Annotated in this window: 11 protein-coding genes and 1 tRNA gene; 7 read left to right on the top strand and 5 right to left on the bottom strand. The window is 68.5% G+C overall.

Features of this window, described 5'->3' with window-relative positions; all coding sequences use genetic code 11:
- Positions 1–165 precede the first annotated feature (165 nt).
- From AC5JJ2_RS02635 to amrB, 6 genes are all read left to right on the top strand, one after another.
- Positions 166–1713, top strand: coding sequence for a phytoene desaturase family protein (locus AC5JJ2_RS02635; RefSeq protein ID WP_495856405.1), 1548 nt, complete (start codon positions 166–168; stop codon positions 1711–1713).
- A gap of 140 nt (positions 1714–1853) precedes the next feature.
- On the top strand, positions 1854–2195 hold the full coding sequence (locus AC5JJ2_RS02630) for a hypothetical protein (protein ID WP_495856404.1): 342 nt from the start codon (positions 1854–1856) through the stop codon (positions 2193–2195).
- A gap of 324 nt (positions 2196–2519) precedes the next feature.
- Positions 2520–4037, top strand: a complete 1518-nt coding sequence (locus tag AC5JJ2_RS02625) for a glycosyltransferase family 39 protein (RefSeq protein ID WP_495856403.1) — start codon at positions 2520–2522, stop codon at positions 4035–4037.
- Positions 4038–4241: 204 nt separating this feature from the next.
- Positions 4242–5705 carry a c-type cytochrome domain-containing protein gene (locus AC5JJ2_RS02620; RefSeq protein WP_495856402.1) on the top strand — a complete coding sequence of 488 codons (1464 nt, stop codon included), beginning with the start codon at positions 4242–4244 and terminating at the stop codon, positions 5703–5705.
- Between the two features lie 266 nt (positions 5706–5971).
- Complete coding sequence (locus tag AC5JJ2_RS02615; protein ID WP_495856401.1) at positions 5972–7519, top strand: serine/threonine protein kinase; 1548 nt, start codon at positions 5972–5974, stop codon at positions 7517–7519.
- Positions 7520–7557: 38 nt separating this feature from the next.
- Positions 7558–8781 carry an AmmeMemoRadiSam system protein B gene (gene amrB, locus AC5JJ2_RS02610; RefSeq protein ID WP_495856400.1) on the top strand — a complete coding sequence of 408 codons (1224 nt, stop codon included), beginning with the start codon at positions 7558–7560 and terminating at the stop codon, positions 8779–8781.
- A gap of 218 nt (positions 8782–8999) precedes the next feature.
- Here amrB and AC5JJ2_RS02605 read toward each other — a convergent pair whose 3' ends face one another.
- Positions 9000–9917 (bottom strand): MJ0042-type zinc finger domain-containing protein, encoded by a 918-nt coding sequence (locus AC5JJ2_RS02605; protein WP_495856399.1) that lies wholly within the window; start codon positions 9915–9917, stop codon positions 9000–9002.
- Between the two features lie 122 nt (positions 9918–10039).
- On the opposite strand from AC5JJ2_RS02605, the gene AC5JJ2_RS02600 reads away from it, so the two are divergent.
- On the top strand, positions 10040–11416 hold the full coding sequence (locus tag AC5JJ2_RS02600; protein ID WP_495856398.1) for a hypothetical protein: 1377 nt from the start codon (positions 10040–10042) through the stop codon (positions 11414–11416).
- Positions 11417–11541: 125 nt separating this feature from the next.
- Here AC5JJ2_RS02600 and AC5JJ2_RS02595 read toward each other — a convergent pair whose 3' ends face one another.
- From AC5JJ2_RS02595 to AC5JJ2_RS02580, 4 genes are all read right to left on the bottom strand, one after another.
- The gene (locus AC5JJ2_RS02595) at positions 11542–13671 is read right to left on the bottom strand and encodes a tetratricopeptide repeat protein (RefSeq protein WP_495856397.1); all 2130 of its coding nucleotides are present in this window, start codon (positions 13669–13671) and stop codon (positions 11542–11544) included.
- 151 nt (positions 13672–13822) lie between these two features.
- Complete coding sequence (locus AC5JJ2_RS02590; protein ID WP_495856396.1) at positions 13823–17203, bottom strand: PVC-type heme-binding CxxCH protein; 3381 nt, start codon at positions 17201–17203, stop codon at positions 13823–13825.
- 185 nt (positions 17204–17388) lie between these two features.
- A tRNA-Arg gene (locus AC5JJ2_RS02585) sits at positions 17389–17462 on the bottom strand.
- A 45-nt stretch (positions 17463–17507) separates the two neighbouring features.
- On the bottom strand, positions 17508–18830 hold the full coding sequence (locus AC5JJ2_RS02580) for a glucose-1-phosphate adenylyltransferase (RefSeq protein WP_495856395.1): 1323 nt from the start codon (positions 18828–18830) through the stop codon (positions 17508–17510).
- Positions 18831–18953 lie beyond the last annotated feature (123 nt).

The following is an 18953-nucleotide window of genomic DNA, read 5'->3' as shown; positions in this document are numbered from 1 at the left end:
CGCCCCCCCCCCCCCCCCCCCCGCCCCCCCCCCGGCCCCCCCCCCCCGCGCCCCCGCCCCCCCCCCCCCCCGCCCCCCCCCGCGCCCCCCCCCCCCCCCCGCGCCGGCCCCGCCGCCCGCCCCCCCCCCCCCCCCCCCCCACCACCCTACAAAAGAGGTTATGGCGTGGCAGCATCGAAGCGGGTCGTGGTCGTCGGCGGCGGGTTGGGCGGGTTGGCGGCGGCGTGCGTCCTCGCCGCCCGCGGGCACACGGTCGCGCTGTTCGAGGCGTCCCCGTGGCTCGGCGGGAAGGCGGCCGTCCTGACGGAATCGGGCTTCCGCTTCGACATGGGGCCGACCATCCTGACCATCCCGAGCGTCCTCCGCCGCGTCTTCGCCGAGGCGAACCGCAACCTCGACGACTACGTGAAGCTCGTCCGCCTCGACCCGCAGTGGCGGTGCTTCTTCGCGGACGGCAGCCGGCTCGACCTCGTCGAGAACGTCGAATCGATGGCGAAGTCGCTCGACACCTATTCGCCGAACACCGCCACGGCCGACGGTTACCGGAACTTCTTGAAGCTGTCCGACCGGTTGCACCGGATCAGCGACGACTACTTCTTCTGGAAGTCGATCGGCGGCATCGGCGACATGATCGACGTGAAGGCCGGGTTCAAGCCGAAGATTCTCGGCGACGTGCTGAGCATGCGGATGGGCCGGTCCGTCGCCGGGACGGTGCGGAAGTTCATCCCGGACGCCCGCGTGGCGCAGATGATCGACCACTTCACGCAGTACGTCGGCTCCTCGCCGGAGGCGTCCCCGGCCGTGCTGTGCGGCATCGCCCACATGCAGACGCAGGACGGCGTCTGGTACCCGATGGGCGGCACGCGGGCCGTCCCGGAGGCGCTCGTGAAGCTCGGCACGGAACTCGGCGTCGAGTTCCGGCCGAACACCGAGATCAAGCGGCTGCTCGTCGCCGACGGCTCGACCGTCACCGGCATCGAAACGGTTTCCGGCGAGGTCGTGGAGGCGGACGCGGTGGTGTCGAACGCGGACGCGGTTCGCACGCACCGGGAGCTGGTGAACGGCGCGGCCCCGCGGGCGGTGAAGAAGTTCGACGCCCGCCGCGAGTACGAACCGGCCTGCTCCGGCGTTGTCTTGTACTTGGGGCTGAACAAGGCCTACGACCACCTGCTGCACCACGGGTTCGTCTTCTCGCGCGACCCGCACGAGGAGTTCGATTACATCTACAACAAGGGCGAGCCGGCCCCGGACCCGACGTGCTACCTCGCGGCGACGACCCGCACCGACCCGGCGACCGCCCCGCCCGGCGGCGAGGCCCTGTACGTGCTGGTTCACACGCCGTACCTGCGGCCGCACCACGACTGGAAAAAGATGCTGCCCGGCTACCGCCGCGTGATCCTGGACAAGCTGAAGACGACCGGGCAGATGCCGGACCTGGAAGAGCGCATCACGTTCGAGGCGACACTGACACCGCAGGACATCCACGACCGCTACCGGGTGCTGAACGGCGCGATCTACGGCATCGCGAGCCACGGTAAGTGGCTCGGCGCGTTCAAGCCGGGGAACCGGGCGAGGGACTTGAAGAACCTGTACCTCGCGGGCGGGGCGGCGCACCCCGGCCCCGGCATGCCGATGGTGCTGATGTCCGGCTGGATCGCCGCCGACACGCTGGACCGGGACGCATCCCGCACGACCAACAAGGCGGAGGCATGAGCGAATCGTTCGTCCGACAGTTGACGGCCCGACTCCGCCGTGGGGCCGTCGGGTTTTGCCTCGGTTGGATACTTGCTTCCGTCGTGTGCTTGATCTGGTGCGGGATCGGAATCGTCTGGTACGGCAGCCTCGATGGGGCGTTGGACAAGATCAAGTCCGAGCCGTTTTCCGCCATCGTCTTCGGGTTACTCTTCGCGGGGATGTTGGGGAGTTGGATCGCCGCGACGGTCGCGCCGGTGGTCATGGATCGTTGTCCACTTCGATACCCGGTTCTGACCGCGGGACTGATCGGCGGTGCTTTGGCCACCCCATTATCGACTTTGCTCGGTTTCGCCGTCGCCGAGCCGATTGACGAACAGTTTCCGAAGTCCGAGTGGGTCGTCCTCGCACCGGTCATTCTCAGCATTCTCGTCGGCATCGGGGCGGGCTGGCGCGTGGGCCGGAAGTTGTCGAATACAGACTCAACGGCCGACGAGCAGTAAACCACAGGCACTTCCGCGACCCGCAACGGCGAGCGTCACGGCGTAAGCGTGACGTGTCTCGAACCCAAAAGCGACATCCTCCAAACGCAACGGTAGAACCCTGAGCGGAAGCGACGGGGTGTGAGACCAATCCCCACACCCCGTCGCTTCCGCTCAGGGTTCTACTTGCATTGGCATCCGGTCGTCGCGCGATTCCAGACACGTCACGCTTACGCCGTGACGCTCGCCGTTGCGACGGCATGGGCCGACCGCGTATTCGCAGTTGGCCTTGCACGCTCCCTCGGCGATCCGCGAACCTGTCGCGTTCGCATCGGGGGAGCCGGAATGCCGTCCGTCGTCGAGCCGTTGGTCCTGCGCATCCGCCGCGTCGCGATCGTGACGCGGCCGCACCTTCCGCCCGCCGCCACACGGTCCCTCGAACCGCTCGCCGTCGGTGGATACCTGCTCGTCCTCGCTTACGTGCTGGTCCGCCTCGCGGCCGTGCGACTGCTCTGGTACGACGAACTCTTCACCCTGCACCTCGCCCGGTCGCCGCTGACGCTGTGGGCGAACCTCGCGGCCGGCGTCGATCTCAACCCGCCGCTCGGCTACCTGCTCACCGCGCTGTCGGTCGGCGTCTTCGGCGAGACCGCGTGGGCCGTGCGGCTGCCGGCCGTCGCCGGTGCGGTGCTGGGGTCGCTGTGCCTGTACCTCTTCGTCCGCCACCGCCGCGGGGTGGCGGAAGCGTTCCTCGCGATGACGGTACTGGCCGCCAGCGCCCCGGTGTGGGTCTACTTCTACGAGGCCCGGCCTTACGGCCTGATGGTCGGGTTCACCGCCCTAGCACTCGTCTGCTGGCAGCGCGGCCGGAAACTCGGTTTCGCCGCCGCCGTCAGTTTGGGGATTCTGTCGCATTACTACTTCGTCGTGCCGCTCGTCGCGTTCGGCCTGGCGCAGCTGGTTCGCACCGTCCAGGATCGAAGGCTCGACCGCGGGTTCGCCGTCGGCTTCCTCGCCGCGGCGCTGACGCTCGCGGCGCTGTACCCGCTGTGGGGCTTCGCGAAGAAGGGCTACGCCGGCGGGTTCTGGGCGAAGGTGCGGTTCAACAGCGGGTCGGTCCAGGCCGCGTTCGACGGGCTGTACCGGAAGGAAGTCACGATCCCGGTAGCGTTCGCCCTCGCCGTCGGCGTCCTCGCCCGCCGCCGGGACGACGGCGAGCCGTACCCGCTCGCGGAGGCCGTCGTGATCGCGGCCCTCGCCGCCGGGCCGGTGATCGGCGTCGCCGTCGGCGCGAAGTTGACCGGCGGGTTCTTCTACCGGTACGTCGTCCCGTCGGTGCTCGGCCTCGCGGCCGTGTTCGCGTTCGCCATCGGCCGTGCCGTCGGCCACCGGTTGGCGGTGGCGGCGGTGGCGGCGGGGTTCGTCTGGTTCGGGCTGATCGGGATGCTGAACGAGTGCGTCGTCTGCTACCGGAACGAGGCCCGACAGTACCACGACACGGCGAGCTTCCTCGCGGCGAACGCCGACGGGCTGATCGTCATGGAATCGGCGACCGACTTCACGCGGTTCCACCACTACCACGGCGTCGCGATCCCGCTGGCCACGATCGCGGACCCGGAACTGGCGATGAAGTTGACGAAGGCGGACACGGTGGACCGCGGGCTGCGGGCGCTCGCCGGCGTGACGCCGCTGCCGCTCCTGACGCCGGCCGACGTGCGGGCGAAGGTCGTGGCCGGGGAGAAAGTGCTCTACTTCGGCAGGCGCACCGGCTGGCAGACGGAGGAGTTGGCCCGCCGCGGCGTGCGATTCGCGCCGGTCGCGGCGCGGGAGAACGGCACGCTGTTTCGACTTTTTTCTGAGTAGAAACGCTGACTTCCGAAGTCCGGCTTCGACTTCGGAAGTCGGACCGGCAACGACACCCGATACACGCGAAGGTCGCCGCGGGGGATCGACTTCCGAAGTCGAAGCCGGACTTCGGAAGTCGGGCGCTTTCACTTCCCGCGTTCGTCCGGTACACTGTTACTCCCACCCTCTCGCCGCCCCGCGGCGTCTCGGAGATGTCCCACCATGTTGCGGAACGTTCGCCTGTGCGTCCTCTGCGCCGTCGCGGCCGCCGTCCTCTTCCTGCTGTGCGCCGCCGCCCCGGCGCACGCCGCGGACAAGCCGGTCAGCTTCATCAACGACGTGGCCCCGATCCTCAAAGAGAACTGCTTCGCCTGCCACGACGCGAAGAAGCGGTCCGGCAAGTACGACATGACGACCGTGGAGAAGATGCTCGCCGGCGGCAGCGACGGCGAGCCGATCGCCGCCGGCAAGCCGGCCGAGAGCGACTTCTACGACCTGATCGTCACGAAGGACGACCGCCGGATGCCGCCGCGGGACAAGGGCGAGGCCGTGCCGAAGGAGAAGGCCGAAATCATCCGCCGGTGGATCGCCGAAGGCGCGAAGATCGACGGCGGCATCGACGCGAAGGCCGACCTGGTGAAGGAACTCCGCGTCCGGTGGACGCCGCCGACGCCGCCGGAGAAGTACAAGTTCCCGGCCATCGTCAACGCGCTCGCGTTCACCCCGGACGGCAAGCAGCTCGTCGTCGGCGGCCACCACGAGCTGACCGTCTGGGACGTGAAGGACGGCAAACTCGTGAAGCGAATCCGCACCCGCGCCGAGCGGGCCTACGGGATCGCGTTCCTGTCGGACGGCAAGCTCGCCGTCGCCGGCGGCCGGCCGGGGCAGGAAGGCGACGTTCGTGTCTTCGACATCAACGCGAAGCCGAAGGAGACGAAGGACGGCGTCGCGATCCTCGATGGCGTTGCGGACAAGGCCGTCATGCTCAAGCAACTGCTCGACGCGGACGACTCCGTGCTGTGCCTGACCGTGTCCGCGGACGGGAAGAAGCTCGCCGCCGGCGGGTGCGACCGGGCCGTTCGCGTGTGGGACATCTCGGAAGGCATCGACAAGGCGAAGCTCGAACAGACGGTCGAGAACCACGCCGACTGGGTGCTCGGCGTTACCCTCTCCGCAGACGGCAAGTACCTGCTCACCGCCGGCCGGGACAAGACGGCGAAGGTGTGGGACCTCAAGGCGAAGGAGTCCGTGCTGACGTTCCCCGAACACCAGAACATCGTCTACGGCGTGGCCGTGAAACCGGACGCGTCGGTCGGGTTCTCCGTCGGCGCGGACCGGCAGGTGCGGACGTGGAAGCCGACCGGCGAGGGAAAGCAGATCAAGGCCACGGCCGGGCACGGGGACGAGGTGTTCAAGGTGATCGCGCACCCGAAGGAGCCGCTCTTGCTCACCGCGTCGGCGGACAAGTCGGTCCGGTCGTGGGACACGGAGAAGCTGTCGAACCTGAAGACGTTCCAGGGGCTGAGCGACTTCGTGTACGCGCTCGCCATCAGCGCCGACGGCAAGCAGGTCGCGGCCGGGTCGTATGACGGCGAGGTGCGGGTGTGGACGATCGCCGACGCGGCGCTCGTGAAGGCGTTCAACGCCTCGCCTGGGGTCGCGTCGAAGGCCGAGGCCAAGAAGTAGGAAAAACCTGACAGGCTAGAATTTTCACGCACGCCGGGATTCGCTCCCGGCGTGCTTTTTCGTTGCCCGCGCACCTCTTCCGTCAGCACTCGTGAAAGTTTTCGGACGCCGTAACAAGCCCCCCATCTTGCGCCGGAACACCGGACAGTCGTGTCGGACTCCTCACCTTTTCCCCCGGCCCCGGCCGGACTTCCGCCGGAACGGAATCTATGGTGTAGCACCCGTCAGTGTGCCTCTCGCCCACTAACACCCGCGTGGTTCACGAAATGCCTGCGCCGACAACGACCGCCGACCTGTTCGACCTGATGCGGAAGAGCCAACTGTTCGGCGACGAGCAACTGGAGCAACTCCAACAAGGGTCCGCCGCGGCCGCGCCGAACGAGGTGATCCGCCAGCTCCAGGCGGACGGCATGCTCACCCCGTTCCAGGCCGAGCAACTGCTCAAGGGCCGGCACAAGGGGTTCGTCCTCGGCAAGTACCGGCTGCTCGACCGCATCGGCATGGGCGGCATGGGGCAGGTCTACCTCGCCGAGCACGCGAGCATGAAGCGGCGGGTGGCGCTAAAGGTGCTCCCGCCGGACCGCGGCAAGAGCGAGTTCGCCCGCGAGCGGTTCCTCCGGGAGTCGCGGGCCACGGCCGCCATCGAGCACCCGAACCTGGTCCGGGCGTACGACGTGGAGATGGAAGGGGACGTGGCGTTCCTGGTCATGGAGTACATCGACGGCGTCACCCTGCACGACCTCGTCGCCCGCCGCGGCAAGCTCGATCCGGGCCGGGCGGCGCACTACGTCTGGCAGATCGCCAACGGCCTCGCCGCCCTGCACTCCTACGCCCTCGTCCACCGGGACATCAAGCCGGCCAACCTCTTGCTCGACCGCGCCGGCGTCGTCCGCATCCTCGACCTCGGCCTCGTCCGGTCGGAACTCGACGACGACGCGCTGACCCGCGGCGAGGGCGCGAAGATCGTCGGCACGGCCGACTACCTCGCGCCGGAACAAGCCATCGAGTGCTCGAAGGTGGACAGCCGGGCCGACCTGTACAGCCTCGGCTGCACGGCCTACTTCCTGCTCGCCGGCCAGCCGCCGTTCCCGGCCGACAAGATTTCGCAGAAGCTGATCGCGCACCAGTCGAAGGCCCCGCAGTGGGTCCGCGAGCTGAACCCGGCCGTCCCCGCCGGCCTGGCCACGGTCGTCCACAAGCTGCTCGGCAAGAAGCCGGACGACCGCCATCAATCGGCGGCCGAGTTGCTCGAGGCCCTGGCCCCGTTCGCGGCCGCGACGCTCCCGAGTGCGGACGACTTCCCGCCCTCCGGCAGCGCGTCGGCCGCGCGGACCGGCATCAGCCTGAACGGCTGGGTGTCGATGAACCTGATTCAGAAGAACCAGGGGTCGCAGGCGTCCGCGAGCGGGTCGGCGATCCGGTTCCAGGCGGCGTCCGGGTCGAAGCTGTCGCCGTCGCAGGCGAACGCGCAGACGGCGACGAACGGGGCGCAGGAGACGCTGCCGGCCGCCCGGCCGGGGCTGACGCCGCTGCCGGTCCCGCCGAAGCCGGAGCCGATCCCGTTCCCGACGCCGGCGGCGCACGCGGAGCCGCCGATCCTGCTCCAGCCCTACGAGCCGAAGCCGTTGCCGCCGGAGCCGGTCAAGAAGTCGGCGTTCAACAGCGCGCGGATCCGGGCGGCGGAGTTGTTCCGGTCGTCCGGCGAGGACGACGCCCGGTCGCCGTGGACGGTGCAGACGATCGCCATCGGGCTGGCGTTCCTGCTCGCGTTCGCCGCGGCCGTCGGCGTGTTCGTGTTCCGGATCAAGCCGTAACCTTGACGCCGCGGGGCGGGCCGACGACAATCGGTCCAATGACCCCGCCGATCACCCCGCAGTCGAGGCCCGCCCGGTGGCCGTGGCTGGCCGCCGCCCAGGACGACGGACAACTCTTCCTCTACGACCCCCGCCGGATCGCCGGGCCGCCGCTGCCGGTGACCCGCCGCGATCTGGAAGCGATCAACCTCTTCACCGGCCGCCACACGCTCGCCGAAATCCAGTCCGCCCTCGCGCTGAAATTCGGCCCGGCCTTCGCCCCGATGGATTCGCTCTTGGCCCTCGCCGACCGGCTCGACCGCGGGTTCTTTCTGAACGGCCCGACGTTCCACGCCTACCTCGCCGGGCCAGTCCGCCGGCCGTCGTGTATCGGCTGCTATCCGCCGGACCCGGCCGACATTCACGCGCAGATGCGCGGCCTTTTCACGGCCCCCGGCGGCTCCGGATTGCCGAGCGGAACGCGGGACGGCCCGCGGCTGCGGGCGGTGCTCGTGCCGCACATGGACTTCGCCCGCGGCAACGTCACCTACGGCTGGGGGTTCAAGGAGCTGGCCGAACGGACGACCGCGCGGCTGTTCGTGATCGTCGCCACGTCGCACTACTCGCCGGCCCGGTTCACGCTGACGCGGATGAACTTCGAGATGCCGCTCGGCGTCGTCGAGACGGACCAGGCATACATCGACCGCATCGCGAAGGAGTACGGCGACGGCCTGTTCGACGACCCGCTGGCGCACCTGCCGGAGCACTCCGTCGAACTCGAAGTGGTGGTGATGCAGCACCTGTTCGCCGACCGGCCGTTCCGCATCGTGCCGCTACTCGTCGGGTCGTTCGGCGACTGCGTCTCGTCGCTGACGCGGCCGGACCGCGTGCCGGAGATTCAGCGGATGGTCGCGGCCCTGCGGGCGGCGGAGGCGGCGGCCGGCGAGGAGGTGTGCTACGTCATCAGCGGCGACCTGGCGCACATCGGGCCGAAGTTCGACGACCCGGACCCGGTGGGCGAGCCGTGGCTGACGGAGAGCCGCAAACAGGACGAGGCGATCCTGGCGAAGCTGGCGGCGGCCGACGCCGGCGGGTACTTCGACGCGATCGCGGCCGAGGAGGACGCCCGGCGGATTTGCGGCCTGCCGCCGACGTTCCTGACGCTCGCGGCGGCCGGGCCGACGACGGGGCGGGTGCTGCACTACCAGCAGTTCGTCCACCCGCAGGGGTTCGAGAGCGTCAGCTTCGCCGCCGCAGCGTTCTACGAGGATTTTCCGGCCTGAAGGGCCGGTTCTTAGAGCGAAGGCCGTCAGGCCTGGAACCGACACATCGCAAACGCGCCGGCCCTGAAGGGGCCGTTCATTCCTACGAGAGCCTCGGAATGAACGGCCCCTTCAGGGCCGGTGTGGCTGGTGGCGATCACCGTTCCCAGGACTGACGGCCTTCGCTGTAAGAACCGGCCCTTCAGGCCGGAAAAGCAGGAGACGCGCCGGCGGCGCCGTCAGTCCTCGTCCTTCTTCTCAACCGCTTTTTTCTCGTCGGCCTTCTTTCTCTCGCCCTTCTTCCCGTCGTCTTTCTTCTCGTCCTTCTTCTCCGGCACGACGATCTCGAACGACTCGAAGAAGTGTTCCAGCCAGATCATCCCCTGGGGGTCGCCGCTGACGGTCACGCCGACGACGTACCCGCGGTCGTCGCCGACAACCACGCGGGCCTGCGTGTACCGCTTGCCCGGTTGCCGGAGGACGATGTCGGCCGCGTCGAACCCCTGGTGCGCCCGCTTCGTCCGCGACACCTCCGTCCCCTTCGTCGTCGCCTTCAGGCCGTCGCACAGCTGGTCCACCACCGTCGCCGCGTCCTTCTTCTCGTTCGGCTTCAGGTCCACGTAGTAGATGAAGTAGTTCTCCCGGACCATCCGCCGGTCGGCCTCGAACGCCGTCGCCGTCTCCCCGCCCCGGCGGCCGGTCTCGCGGGTCTTCTCCTTCACCTCGGCCGGGAAGTCCGCCACGAACCGCCCGTCCGCCGGCTTGAACTCCTTGTACTCCGGGTCCATCGCCTGGAACACGAACCACCCGAACACGCCGCAACAGGAGCACCCCAGCACGGCGAAGATGGCGAACAGGATGAACAGCGCCGGGCCGACCCCCTGCTTCCGCTTGCGGTCCGGGTCGAACTCGACCTCGCCGTACCCGTCGTCCGGCCGCGACGCGGGGACCGGCTTGTCCCGCGGCACGTCGTACCCCTTCCGCTTCTTCCGCCGCGGCGGGTCGTCCGTCGGCAGCGGCGGCGGCACGTCCCGGCCGGCCGGGCCGGGCGCGACGAACACCTCCAGGCAGGACCCGCACCGGACCTCGCCGCCGGCCAGGTCGTTCGGGATTTCCAATGACTCCCGACAGTTCGGGCACGTGACGGTGATAGGCATGATGGAGTATTATCCACGATTTCCCACGCCCGGCGAGCGGCGGGTGAAATTCTCACGCAGGCCGTTGACACCGCCCCGCCCGTCGAGAATGATCGACCCACCTTCCTTCATTCGGACCCGCCATGCGAATCTTCTTCTTGCTCTTGCTTCTCGCCGCCCCCGCCCGCGCCGCCGGGTTGACGGCCGGGGCCGCCCAGGTAGACATCACGCCGCCGGTCGGCTGCCCGATGGCCGGGTACTACGCGCTCCGCGGCGCGGAGGGGACGCACGACCCGCTCCTGGCGAAGGCCATCGTCTTCGAGAAGGACGGCGTCCGCGTCGCACTCGTCGGCCTCGACCTGATTGCCACGACGTTCAACATGGTGGCCGAGGCACGCAAGCAGATCGAGGAGCGGACCGGCATCCCCGGCAAGCACGTCATGATCTCGGCGACGCACTCCCACACCGGGCCGGTGCTGTCCGACGGCAAGCCCCGCGACGCGGCGTTCGGCGGCGGCACCAAGATCGCCATCGACTACATGGCCGAGTTGCCGAAGAAGATCGCGGACGCGGTGAAGAAGGCCGACGTGTCGCGGGTCCCGGCGGTCGTCCGGCACGGGATCGGCAAGGAGGACGACCTCGCGTTCAACCGCCGATTCCACATGCTCGACGGCAGCGTCGGCTGGAACCCTGGCAAGAAGAACCCGAAGATCGTCCGCCCGGCCGGGCCGACCGACCCGACCGTGCCGGTCGTGAGCGTCGAGACGGCCGACGGCAAGCCGCTGGCGGTCTACGTGAACTTCGCCATGCACCTCGACACGGTCGGCGGGCTGTACTACTCGGCCGACTACCCGGCGACCGTCTCCGACGCCGTCGCGAAGGCGAAGGGGGCCGGCGTGGTGACGCTGTTCACCATCGGCACGGCCGGGGACATCAACCACATCAACGTGAACAGCGCCGCCGTGCAGAAGGGGCACGTCGAGGCGGCCCGCATCGGCACGCGGCTGGCCGGCGAGGTCCTCCGCACCTGGGAAAGGCTCGAACCCGCGGCCGTGGACGCGATCCGCGCCTCGCACGAGATGATCGACCTGCCGCTCGCGGACGTGACGGACGCCGAGTACGCGGCGGCGAAGCTGGTCGTCGAGCAAGTGAAGGCGGAGGCGAAGCCGGCCCCGAAGTTCCTCGACCAGGTGCAGGCGTTCAAGGCGATGGACGTGACGAACCGCCTCGGCAAGCCGCTGGCCGTCGAGGTGCAGGTGATCTCGCTCGGCGACGACGTGGCGTTCGTGAGCCTGCCGGGCGAAATCTTCGTGCAGCTCGGGCTGGACATCAAGTTCGCGTCGCCGTTCAAGAACACGGTCGTCGCGGAGTTGGCGAACGGCAGCATCGGGTACGTGCCGAATCGGGTGGCGTACCCGCAGGGGGCCTATGAGGTGGTCTCCGCGCGGTGCGCGGTGGGCAGCGGCGAGAAGCTCGTGGACTCCGCCGTGAAACAGTTGCGGGCGCAGTTCAAGAAATGAAGAATGGCCCGCAGATGACGCGGACTTCGGCGCAGATGAAGAGGATCGAAACCAAGAATTGATTTTGGATTTATCCGGTTTTCATCTGCGTCGAAGTCTGCGTCATCTGCGGGCCATTCTTTGAATCACTCCACCAGCTTCAGCTTCCGCCCCACCTCCTCGCGTCGGCCCTGCTGGCGGCCCTGGTGCGTCGTCGCGTACAGCTTCTCGGCCTTCGCCCACGCGGCCTTCGCGGCCTTCGCTTCGCCGAGGCGGAACGTCACGTCGCCGAGGTGGTCCCAGATCGTCGGGTCCGTTAGCCCGTCGGCCAGCCCGGCCGCCTTCTCGAGTTGCTCGCGGGCGGCCGTCAGGTGGCCGCGGCGGAACAGCACCCAGCCGAGGCTGTCGAGGTAGGCCGCGTGGTCCGGCGACGGGTCGCCGGCCTTCACCCGCTCGTCCGTGTCGATCTCGATGGCCCGGCGGATCAGCCGCTCCGCCTCGTCGAGCTTGCGGTTCTGGTCCGCGAGGTTGTACCCGAGGTTGTTGAGCGCCAGCACGTCGTCCGCGTCCTCTTCGAGGATGCCCCGCAGCTCCGCCTCCGCGTCGGCGAAGCGTTTCAACCCGAGGAACGCCTGCGCCCGCAGGTAGCGGAGCGACTGTCCCTCGCCCGGCGAGCGGAACTCGTCCATCGCGGCGTCGCACTCCTTCAGCATGTCGGCGTGGCGGCCGAGGATTTCGAGGACGTGAATCTTCTCCCGCCGGGACGCGAACGCGTTGTCGCCCTCCGCCTTCGCGATGGCCCGCAGGGCCGCCTCCGGCTGGTTCAACTCCGCGAGCGGGGCGGCCCGGTAGTAGTTCAGCACGCCGCCGCCGAGGTCCTGCGACTCGTTGCACAGGTCGAGGATCGCCTGCCACTTCCGTTGCGCGTACAGGTGGCGCTGCAGCCGCTGGAACGCGCGGAAGTTCCCGGCCGGCGCGTCGTTCGCCCGCAGGGCCGCCCGTAGCGCGTCCTCGACCTCCCGCGCGTCCCCGGCCCGCTGGCACGCCCACGCGAGCACGTCCCAGAGTTCGGGCGACCGCCGCGCGTCCGGCGACAGCCGCGCCGCGCGGGCCATCTTCACCGCGACCTCCGGGTGCGCGGCGAGCGCGGCCGCGAACGCCTGCCGCCGCGCGGCGTCCGCCGCCGGCACGACCGGCGGCTTCTTCGGCCGCTCCATCGCCGGCGGGGGCATTAGCGCGTCGGCGATGTCGAGCAGCCCGGACCCGCTGTCGGCGGTCGCGTAGGTCTTCACCAGCAGCTTGAAGAACGCCGGGTCGGTCGTCTCTTTCGCGAGGTCGGCGAACTCCGGGTGGGCGTTGCCGAACCCCGCGGGCGTACGGCTCATCTCCGCGAGCGCGACCCACTTCGCCGCTGGTTCGGGCAACGCTTGCAACTTCGCAACGGGGTTCTGCCCGGCCTTTCGTAACTGCTCGGCGTACTTTTCGTAGGGCGGCACGTCGCGGGGCTTGAACGCGAGGTAGCGTTCGAGGTGCTTCACGGCGGTCGCGGCGTCGCCGGTGGCGGCGGCCACGTCCGCGAGGTTGCGGTGCAGCCGGGCCGCGGCGGCCGGGTCGTTCGCCCGCTTCGGGTCGGCGAACAGGTCACGGGCAGAAAGGAACGCGGCCGTCGCGTCGTCGGGCTTCTTCCGCGCGAGCAATGCGTGCCCCAACTTCTCGGACGCGGACGCGGATTCGTGGTCGAGTTCCGCCTGCTTGAATCCTTCGCGGAGCAACTGGTCCTCGGCCGTGCGGAGGAAGTCGCGGACGCCGCGCCACGCGGCTTCGGCGGCGAAGTCGTTCGCGCGGTCGCGGCAGCGGGCGAGGTCGGTCCGCATCGCGAGCGATTTCGTGGCGCGGTCGGCCAACCGTGGGCCGTCGAGGGCCGCGGTGATCGCGGCGGCAGCCTCGGCGTACCGCTTCACTTCAAACAGCAGCTTCGCGAGGTGGTGGGCCGTGTCCGCGTCGTGTGGGTCGGCGGCGAGGACGGCCTTCGCCGTGCGGATGGCGGCCGCGTCGCGGCCGAGGTCGGCGTAGACGGTGACGAGTTCCCGCTTCGGGGCGAGCGCGTCCGGGTCCAGCTTCGCTGCCGCTTCGAGGGACTTGACGGCCTGGACGGTGTTGTCCTTCCGTTGTTGAAGGCGGGCCGCACCGAACGTGGCGAGGGCGGCCGCGCGGTCCGTCGGCACGTCGGCGGCGACGGAGGAAATGGCGAGCAGGACGAGAACGGGTCGCCACACGGTTCGGCTCCTCCGGGTCCGCGAACGCGATGGCGAATTGTACCGGCGAAGTGAAAAACAACCTACCCCGTTTGGAGGGCGAGGAGCCGCGACCGCAAGGTAGCGCGGGCAATCGCTCCCTTGCGGTCGCGGCTCCTCGCCGCGGAACGAGTTACTTCAACGTGGACAGGTACTCCACCAGGTCCAGGAACTCCACCGGGGCCATCGTCCCGGCCTGGCCCTCCGGCATGCTGCTTTGCTTCAGCACCGTCCGCGTGTCGATGTCGTCCGTCGGGATCGTCTTCTTCTCCTTGCCGTCGAAGATCACGACCTCCTTCTTCGTCTCGCTCACCACCAAACCGCTCACCGTGCCGCCGCTCAGCCGGTCGATCCGGGTGGACAGGTATTTCATGTCCACCTCCGCGTTCGGGTCGATGATCGACTCGATGATCTTCTCGCGGGTCTTCAGCCGGTCCGCCACCTTGTCCATGTTCGGGCCGTAGTCGTTCCCCTCGCCGTTGCCCATCTTGTGGCACGCGGTGCAGTTCCGCAGGAACACCTCGCGGCCCTTCGACGGGTTCCCCTTCATCCCGGCGAGGGCCTTCGTCGCCTGGAACCGTTCTTCCTTCGACTTCGGCTCCGTGCTCAACAGCAGTTTCAGCCACGGGGCCGCCCCGCCGCCGCGCTTTTCGCTGGCCAGAATGTCTTCGAGCATCTTGCCCGCGGTCGCGTTACCTTTCGTCAGCGTGCCCTTCAAGTAGTCGCCCCGCCACACGCTTTCGTTCGCCCCGAGGGAGTGTTCGACGGTGTACCGCACCCAGTTGTCCATCGGCTTGGCGGTCATCCCGACGAGCGCGGCCATCGCGTCGGCCGTCGGGTAGAAGCTGAGGGCGCGGGCTGCTTCCGTCCGCACGCGCGGGCTTTCGTCCGCCGCGGCCTTCTTGAACCGCTCCAGCGCGCCGGGGATGCGGTCCCGCTCGTCCGCGAGGATGTGAACCGCGGCCGACCGCGCTTGATGACTCTTCGCCGCCAGCACTTCGTCCAACAGCGCGACATCAATCGCGTGGTGCGACTGCTGAATCCACAGCGCCTCGCAGCACAGCCGTTCGTAGATCGGGTCGCCGTTGTCCAGCTTCTTCACCCACGCGGCCACGACCGGCAGCACCTCGGCGGCGGGGCGGTCGTGCAGTTCCCGGCGGGCGCGGTAGCGGGTCCGCCACTCGTACTCGCGAAACTGCTCTAAGATTTCCGCCACCGGCTTCCCGGCCTGCGTCGCAGGCTGAACCGGTTGCTTGTCCGCGCCGACGAGCCGATAGACGCGGCCCTTCGTGTGGTTGCGGTTCGGGTCCCGCTGGCTGTACTGCATGTGCCCGATCAGCGGGCTGGCCCAGTCGCCGAAGTAGAGCGCGCCGTCCGGCCCGACCTGGGGGTCGGCCGGGCGGAAGTGCTTGTCCGGCGACCGCACGAGGTCGTCCCAGCCGCCCTCCTTTGCCTTCAGCCGCTCGCCCATGAACCCGGCCCCGTCGTCGCGGATCGCGTAGTGCGTCAGCCCGTTCATCTGGATGACGCACGCGTACGTCAGGTGCTTCTGCACGTCGTCCGGCAGCGCCCGGCTGACGAGCCATTCCGTGCCGAGGTTCGGCCGCACGCCGTTCGGCAGGATAAACTGCAACCCCTTCCGCCCGCCGAACTGCTTGCCGGAGAGCGGCACGTCCCACGTCTGGTTCGGCGTCGTCCCGTCGCCGACAATCCCCTGGCCCCACTCGTCGAACACGTAGCACCACATGTTCGCCATGCCCGGCAGCGCGAACTGGTTGATCCGCAGCGACCGCGGGTCCAGGACGTAGGCCCCGCCGGTCCCCTGGCTGCGGTGCGGCCCCCACGGGGTTTCGAGCGTCGTGCTGGTCGCGATCCCTTCCAGCATGTGCAACAGCCCGCCGTGGCTCCACTCCCACGCCCCGCACGTGTGGTGCGTGTCGTCCGTCGCCCACCCGTCCAGCAGGTACGTGACCTCGTCCGCCTTGTCGTCGCCGTCAACGTCCTTGAGGAACAACAGCCGCGGCTGATCGACGACGAGGACGCCGCCGTTGTGGAACTCGAACCCGGTCGGGCACTGGAGTTTGTCGTAGAAGACCTTGCACTTGTCGGCCTTGCCGTCGCGGTCGGTGTCTTCGAGGATGATGAGCCTGTCGTTCGGCCGCGGGTCGCCCGGCCGCCACTGCGGGTACGTCGGCATGCACGACACCCACAGCCGGCCCTTGTTGTCGAAGTTCAGTTGCACCGGGCTGGCCAGCTCCGGGAACATCTTTTCATCGGCGAACAGTTCCAGCTTGAAGCCGGGCGGCACGCGGGCCCCCTTGATGAGTTCCGGCGGCGGGGCGATGTTCGGCCCCATCTGCGGCGGGTTCTCGGAGTACGCCCGGTCCGGCCCGCCGAACCGCGTCGGCGGCACGATGAGTTCGCCCGTCTTGGAGTCGTCCGGCTTCTCCGGGACTTGCTTGCCGTTGGCGATGTCCCAGGCGTAATGGTCCCGCACGGCGATCATGTTCCGCAGCTTCACGTACTCGCGGGGGAACGTCTCGGTGTCGTAGGTCCGGCGGCCGCCGTACACGTACCAGCCGTTGACCATCCGATAGTCCTGCGCGTGATGCCACGCCTTGTCGTTGACCGCCGCCCGCAGCTTCTCGAACTCGGACGTGCCGGGCTTCACCGCCGAGTCGTTCGCGCCGAACAGGGCAGCGTCGAGCGCCTCGCCGAGCACCTTGTCCCCTTGCTCGTTCAGCTGGAAGCCGCCGACGGTCAGCTTGCCGCCGCCCTTCTCGAACGCGGCGAGCGTCGGCGCAAAAATGTCCACGAACGCGAGCTTCCGCTTCTCCGCGACGGCCTTCACCGCGTCCGCGTAGAGCTTGAGGTTGGCGTTCTCCTGCTTGCCGTCCGGGAGGAACTTGTCGCCGGTGTTCTCGAACGCGATCGGCGACACGAGCACGAACCGCGGCGGTGACTTCGCGTCGTCCCGCGGGTACTTCGCCGCGTACTCGTCGAGGAACTTCTCGTAGTCGGCCTTGAACTTCGCGACGCCGTCCTTGCCCTTGAACGACTCGTTCCAGCCGAAGAAGCAGAGGAACGTGTCCGGGTTGAACGCGAACAGCGGGTCGTCGAGCTTCGTGTAGTCGGCCGACCGCTGGCGGACGCCCACCTCGTCGGCCGGGAACGCGAAGTTGCGGACGACCAGTTCCTTGTCCTTGTGCCGCAGGAGGAGCATCGTCTCGAAGTGCCCGTACAGGCTCATCCGCTCGGCCGTGGTGTTGCCGACGAACGCGACCCGCTCGCCCTTCACGAACTGGAGCGGCAGCGTACTCGGCGGCAGGTCGCCCTTCTTCGGCCGCGGCTTCGGCTTCAGGAACTCCTCGGCCGTGAGCATCGACGGCTCGGGCTTCTTCTTGGCGGCGTCTTTTTTCTTCTGTTGGGAGAGTGCGTCGGAGGCGGCGAACAGGCCGAGCGCGAGGAGGCCGAGCGCCGCGGCGAGCGACCGGCTGCGGGGGAGGGCAGGCATCGTCGGGAGACTCCGTGCGAGTGGGTGCGGTGAGGGGTGTCAGTGTATCCGGCGCGGGCGAAAGAAGCACGACCGATTGGCCGCAACGTGGTCGGCAACGAGCGGGGTGAGGTGGGCAAAACTTTACGGCCACAGAGGCGGGAAAGAAAAGTGGGCCGCTCGAAGTGCGTCGTTGCGGCCAGCAGTACACCCAGTAGGATTCGAACCTACAACCTTCGGTTCCGTAGACCGATGCTCTATCCAGTTGAGCTATGGGTGCGGCAACCCAATCTTACGACCCGGCCGCCGGGCCGTCAACGACCGGTCAGATCACCGTCCCGTCCGGGATCACGCCGGCCCGCGGGACGCACACGATCCCGTCCCGGATGTAGTACCGGCCGGCCGGGTCGTCGAAGTCCACGTCGCTCTCGTGGTCCCGAATAACCACCCCGCGGCCGATCCGACAGTCCTTGTCGAGCAGCGCCCGCTCGATCTTGCACCCCTCGCCGACGTTCAGGTCCGGCCGGCCGAGCTTCTTGTTCTCCGCCAGGTCCGCCGCCGTCTCGAACCCGTCGCTGCCGATCATCACCACGTTCTTCAAATGCACGTTCGCCCCGACCACGCTCCGCACGCCGATGGAGCAGTACTCGACCGTGCTCCCGGTCCCGATCACGCACCCGTCGGAGACCGTCGCGCGGTCGAGCTTGGCCCCGTTGATCCGGCTCGCGGGGAGGTTCCGCATCCGCGTGTAAATCGTTCCCTCCGGGCTGAAGAAGTCGAACGGCGGCTTCGAGTCGCCCAGCGCCAGGCTCGTCTCGTGGTAGCTCTTGATCGTCCCCAAGTCTTCCCAGAACCCGTCGAACAGGTGGGCCTGGATGTGGCGATCCGCGACGTGGTTCGGGAACACGTTCGACCCGAAGTCGTGCGGCAACAGCATCGCGTTGTGCAACTTGTCCGGGACCGGCGTGTTCAGCATCTCGATCAGCTTCTTCGTGTTGAACAGGTAGATGCCCATGTTCGCCAGGTAGTGCCGGCCGTTGCACGGGATGCCCTTCTTCTCGATCCAGTCGGCCGGCGTGTAGTACGGCTTGCGGGCCGCCTCCGTCTTCGGCTTCTCGGTGAAGCTCAGCACCCGGCCGGTGTCGTCCATCCGCATCAGCCCGAACCCGGCCGTCTGGCTCTCCGGCACGGGGATGGCCGCGATCGTCACCTCCGCCTTGCTCTTGCGGTGCGTGTCGATCAGCTGCCGGTAGTCCATGCGGTAGAGCTGGTCGCCGGACAGGATGAGCACCTCGTCCGGCTCCTCCCGGTTGATGTACGCGATGTTCTGCCGGACCGCGTCGGCCGTGCCCTGATACCACCCGATGTGCTCGTCGTAGGCTTGCTGGGCCGCGAGGATTTCGACGAACCCCTTGCTGAACATGTCGAACTTGTACGTGTTCGAGATGTGCCGGTGAAGGCTGACGGACAGAAACTGCGTCAGCACGTAGATGGTGTTGAGCTTGCTGTTGATGCAGTTCGAGATGGGGATGTCGATGAGCCGGTACTTGCCGCCGACGGGGACGGCCGGCTTGGCCCGTTGCTTGGTGAGGGGGTAGAGCCGGGACCCCCGGCCGCCGCCGAGGATGAGGGAGAGGACTTGTGGCATGCCGGGCCTCGCTGGGGACGAACCGGGGGGAACGATGATGTCGCCTATGCTATCACGCCGGTCGCGGCGGTGTAAAGCGGTTGGAAAAACCGGGCGAAAGCCGGCACGGAATAACCTGCAACT

The organism is Limnoglobus sp., assembly GCF_059499385.1.
The sequence above is the reverse complement of the archived record's forward strand: the minus strand, read 5'-3'. Positions and strand labels throughout refer to the sequence as shown.

Bases quoted from the DNA above. Each gene is read 5' to 3' on its own strand.
- AC5JJ2_RS02580 (WP_495856395.1), bottom strand. From the start codon at position 18,830: ATGCCACAAGTCCTCTCCCTCATCCTCGGCGGCGGCCGGGGGTCCCGG.
- AC5JJ2_RS02615 (WP_495856401.1), top strand. From the start codon at position 5,972: ATGCCTGCGCCGACAACGACCGCCGACCTGTTCGACCTGATGCGGAAG.
- AC5JJ2_RS02605 (WP_495856399.1), bottom strand. From the start codon at position 9,917: ATGCCTATCACCGTCACGTGCCCGAACTGTCGGGAGTCATTGGAAATC.
- AC5JJ2_RS02590 (WP_495856396.1), bottom strand. From the start codon at position 17,203: ATGCCTGCCCTCCCCCGCAGCCGGTCGCTCGCCGCGGCGCTCGGCCTC.
- AC5JJ2_RS02620 (WP_495856402.1), top strand. From the start codon at position 4,242: ATGTTGCGGAACGTTCGCCTGTGCGTCCTCTGCGCCGTCGCGGCCGCC.
- AC5JJ2_RS02600 (WP_495856398.1), top strand. From the start codon at position 10,040: ATGCGAATCTTCTTCTTGCTCTTGCTTCTCGCCGCCCCCGCCCGCGCC.
- AC5JJ2_RS02625 (WP_495856403.1), top strand. From the start codon at position 2,520: ATGCCGTCCGTCGTCGAGCCGTTGGTCCTGCGCATCCGCCGCGTCGCG.
- amrB (WP_495856400.1), top strand. From the start codon at position 7,558: ATGACCCCGCCGATCACCCCGCAGTCGAGGCCCGCCCGGTGGCCGTGG.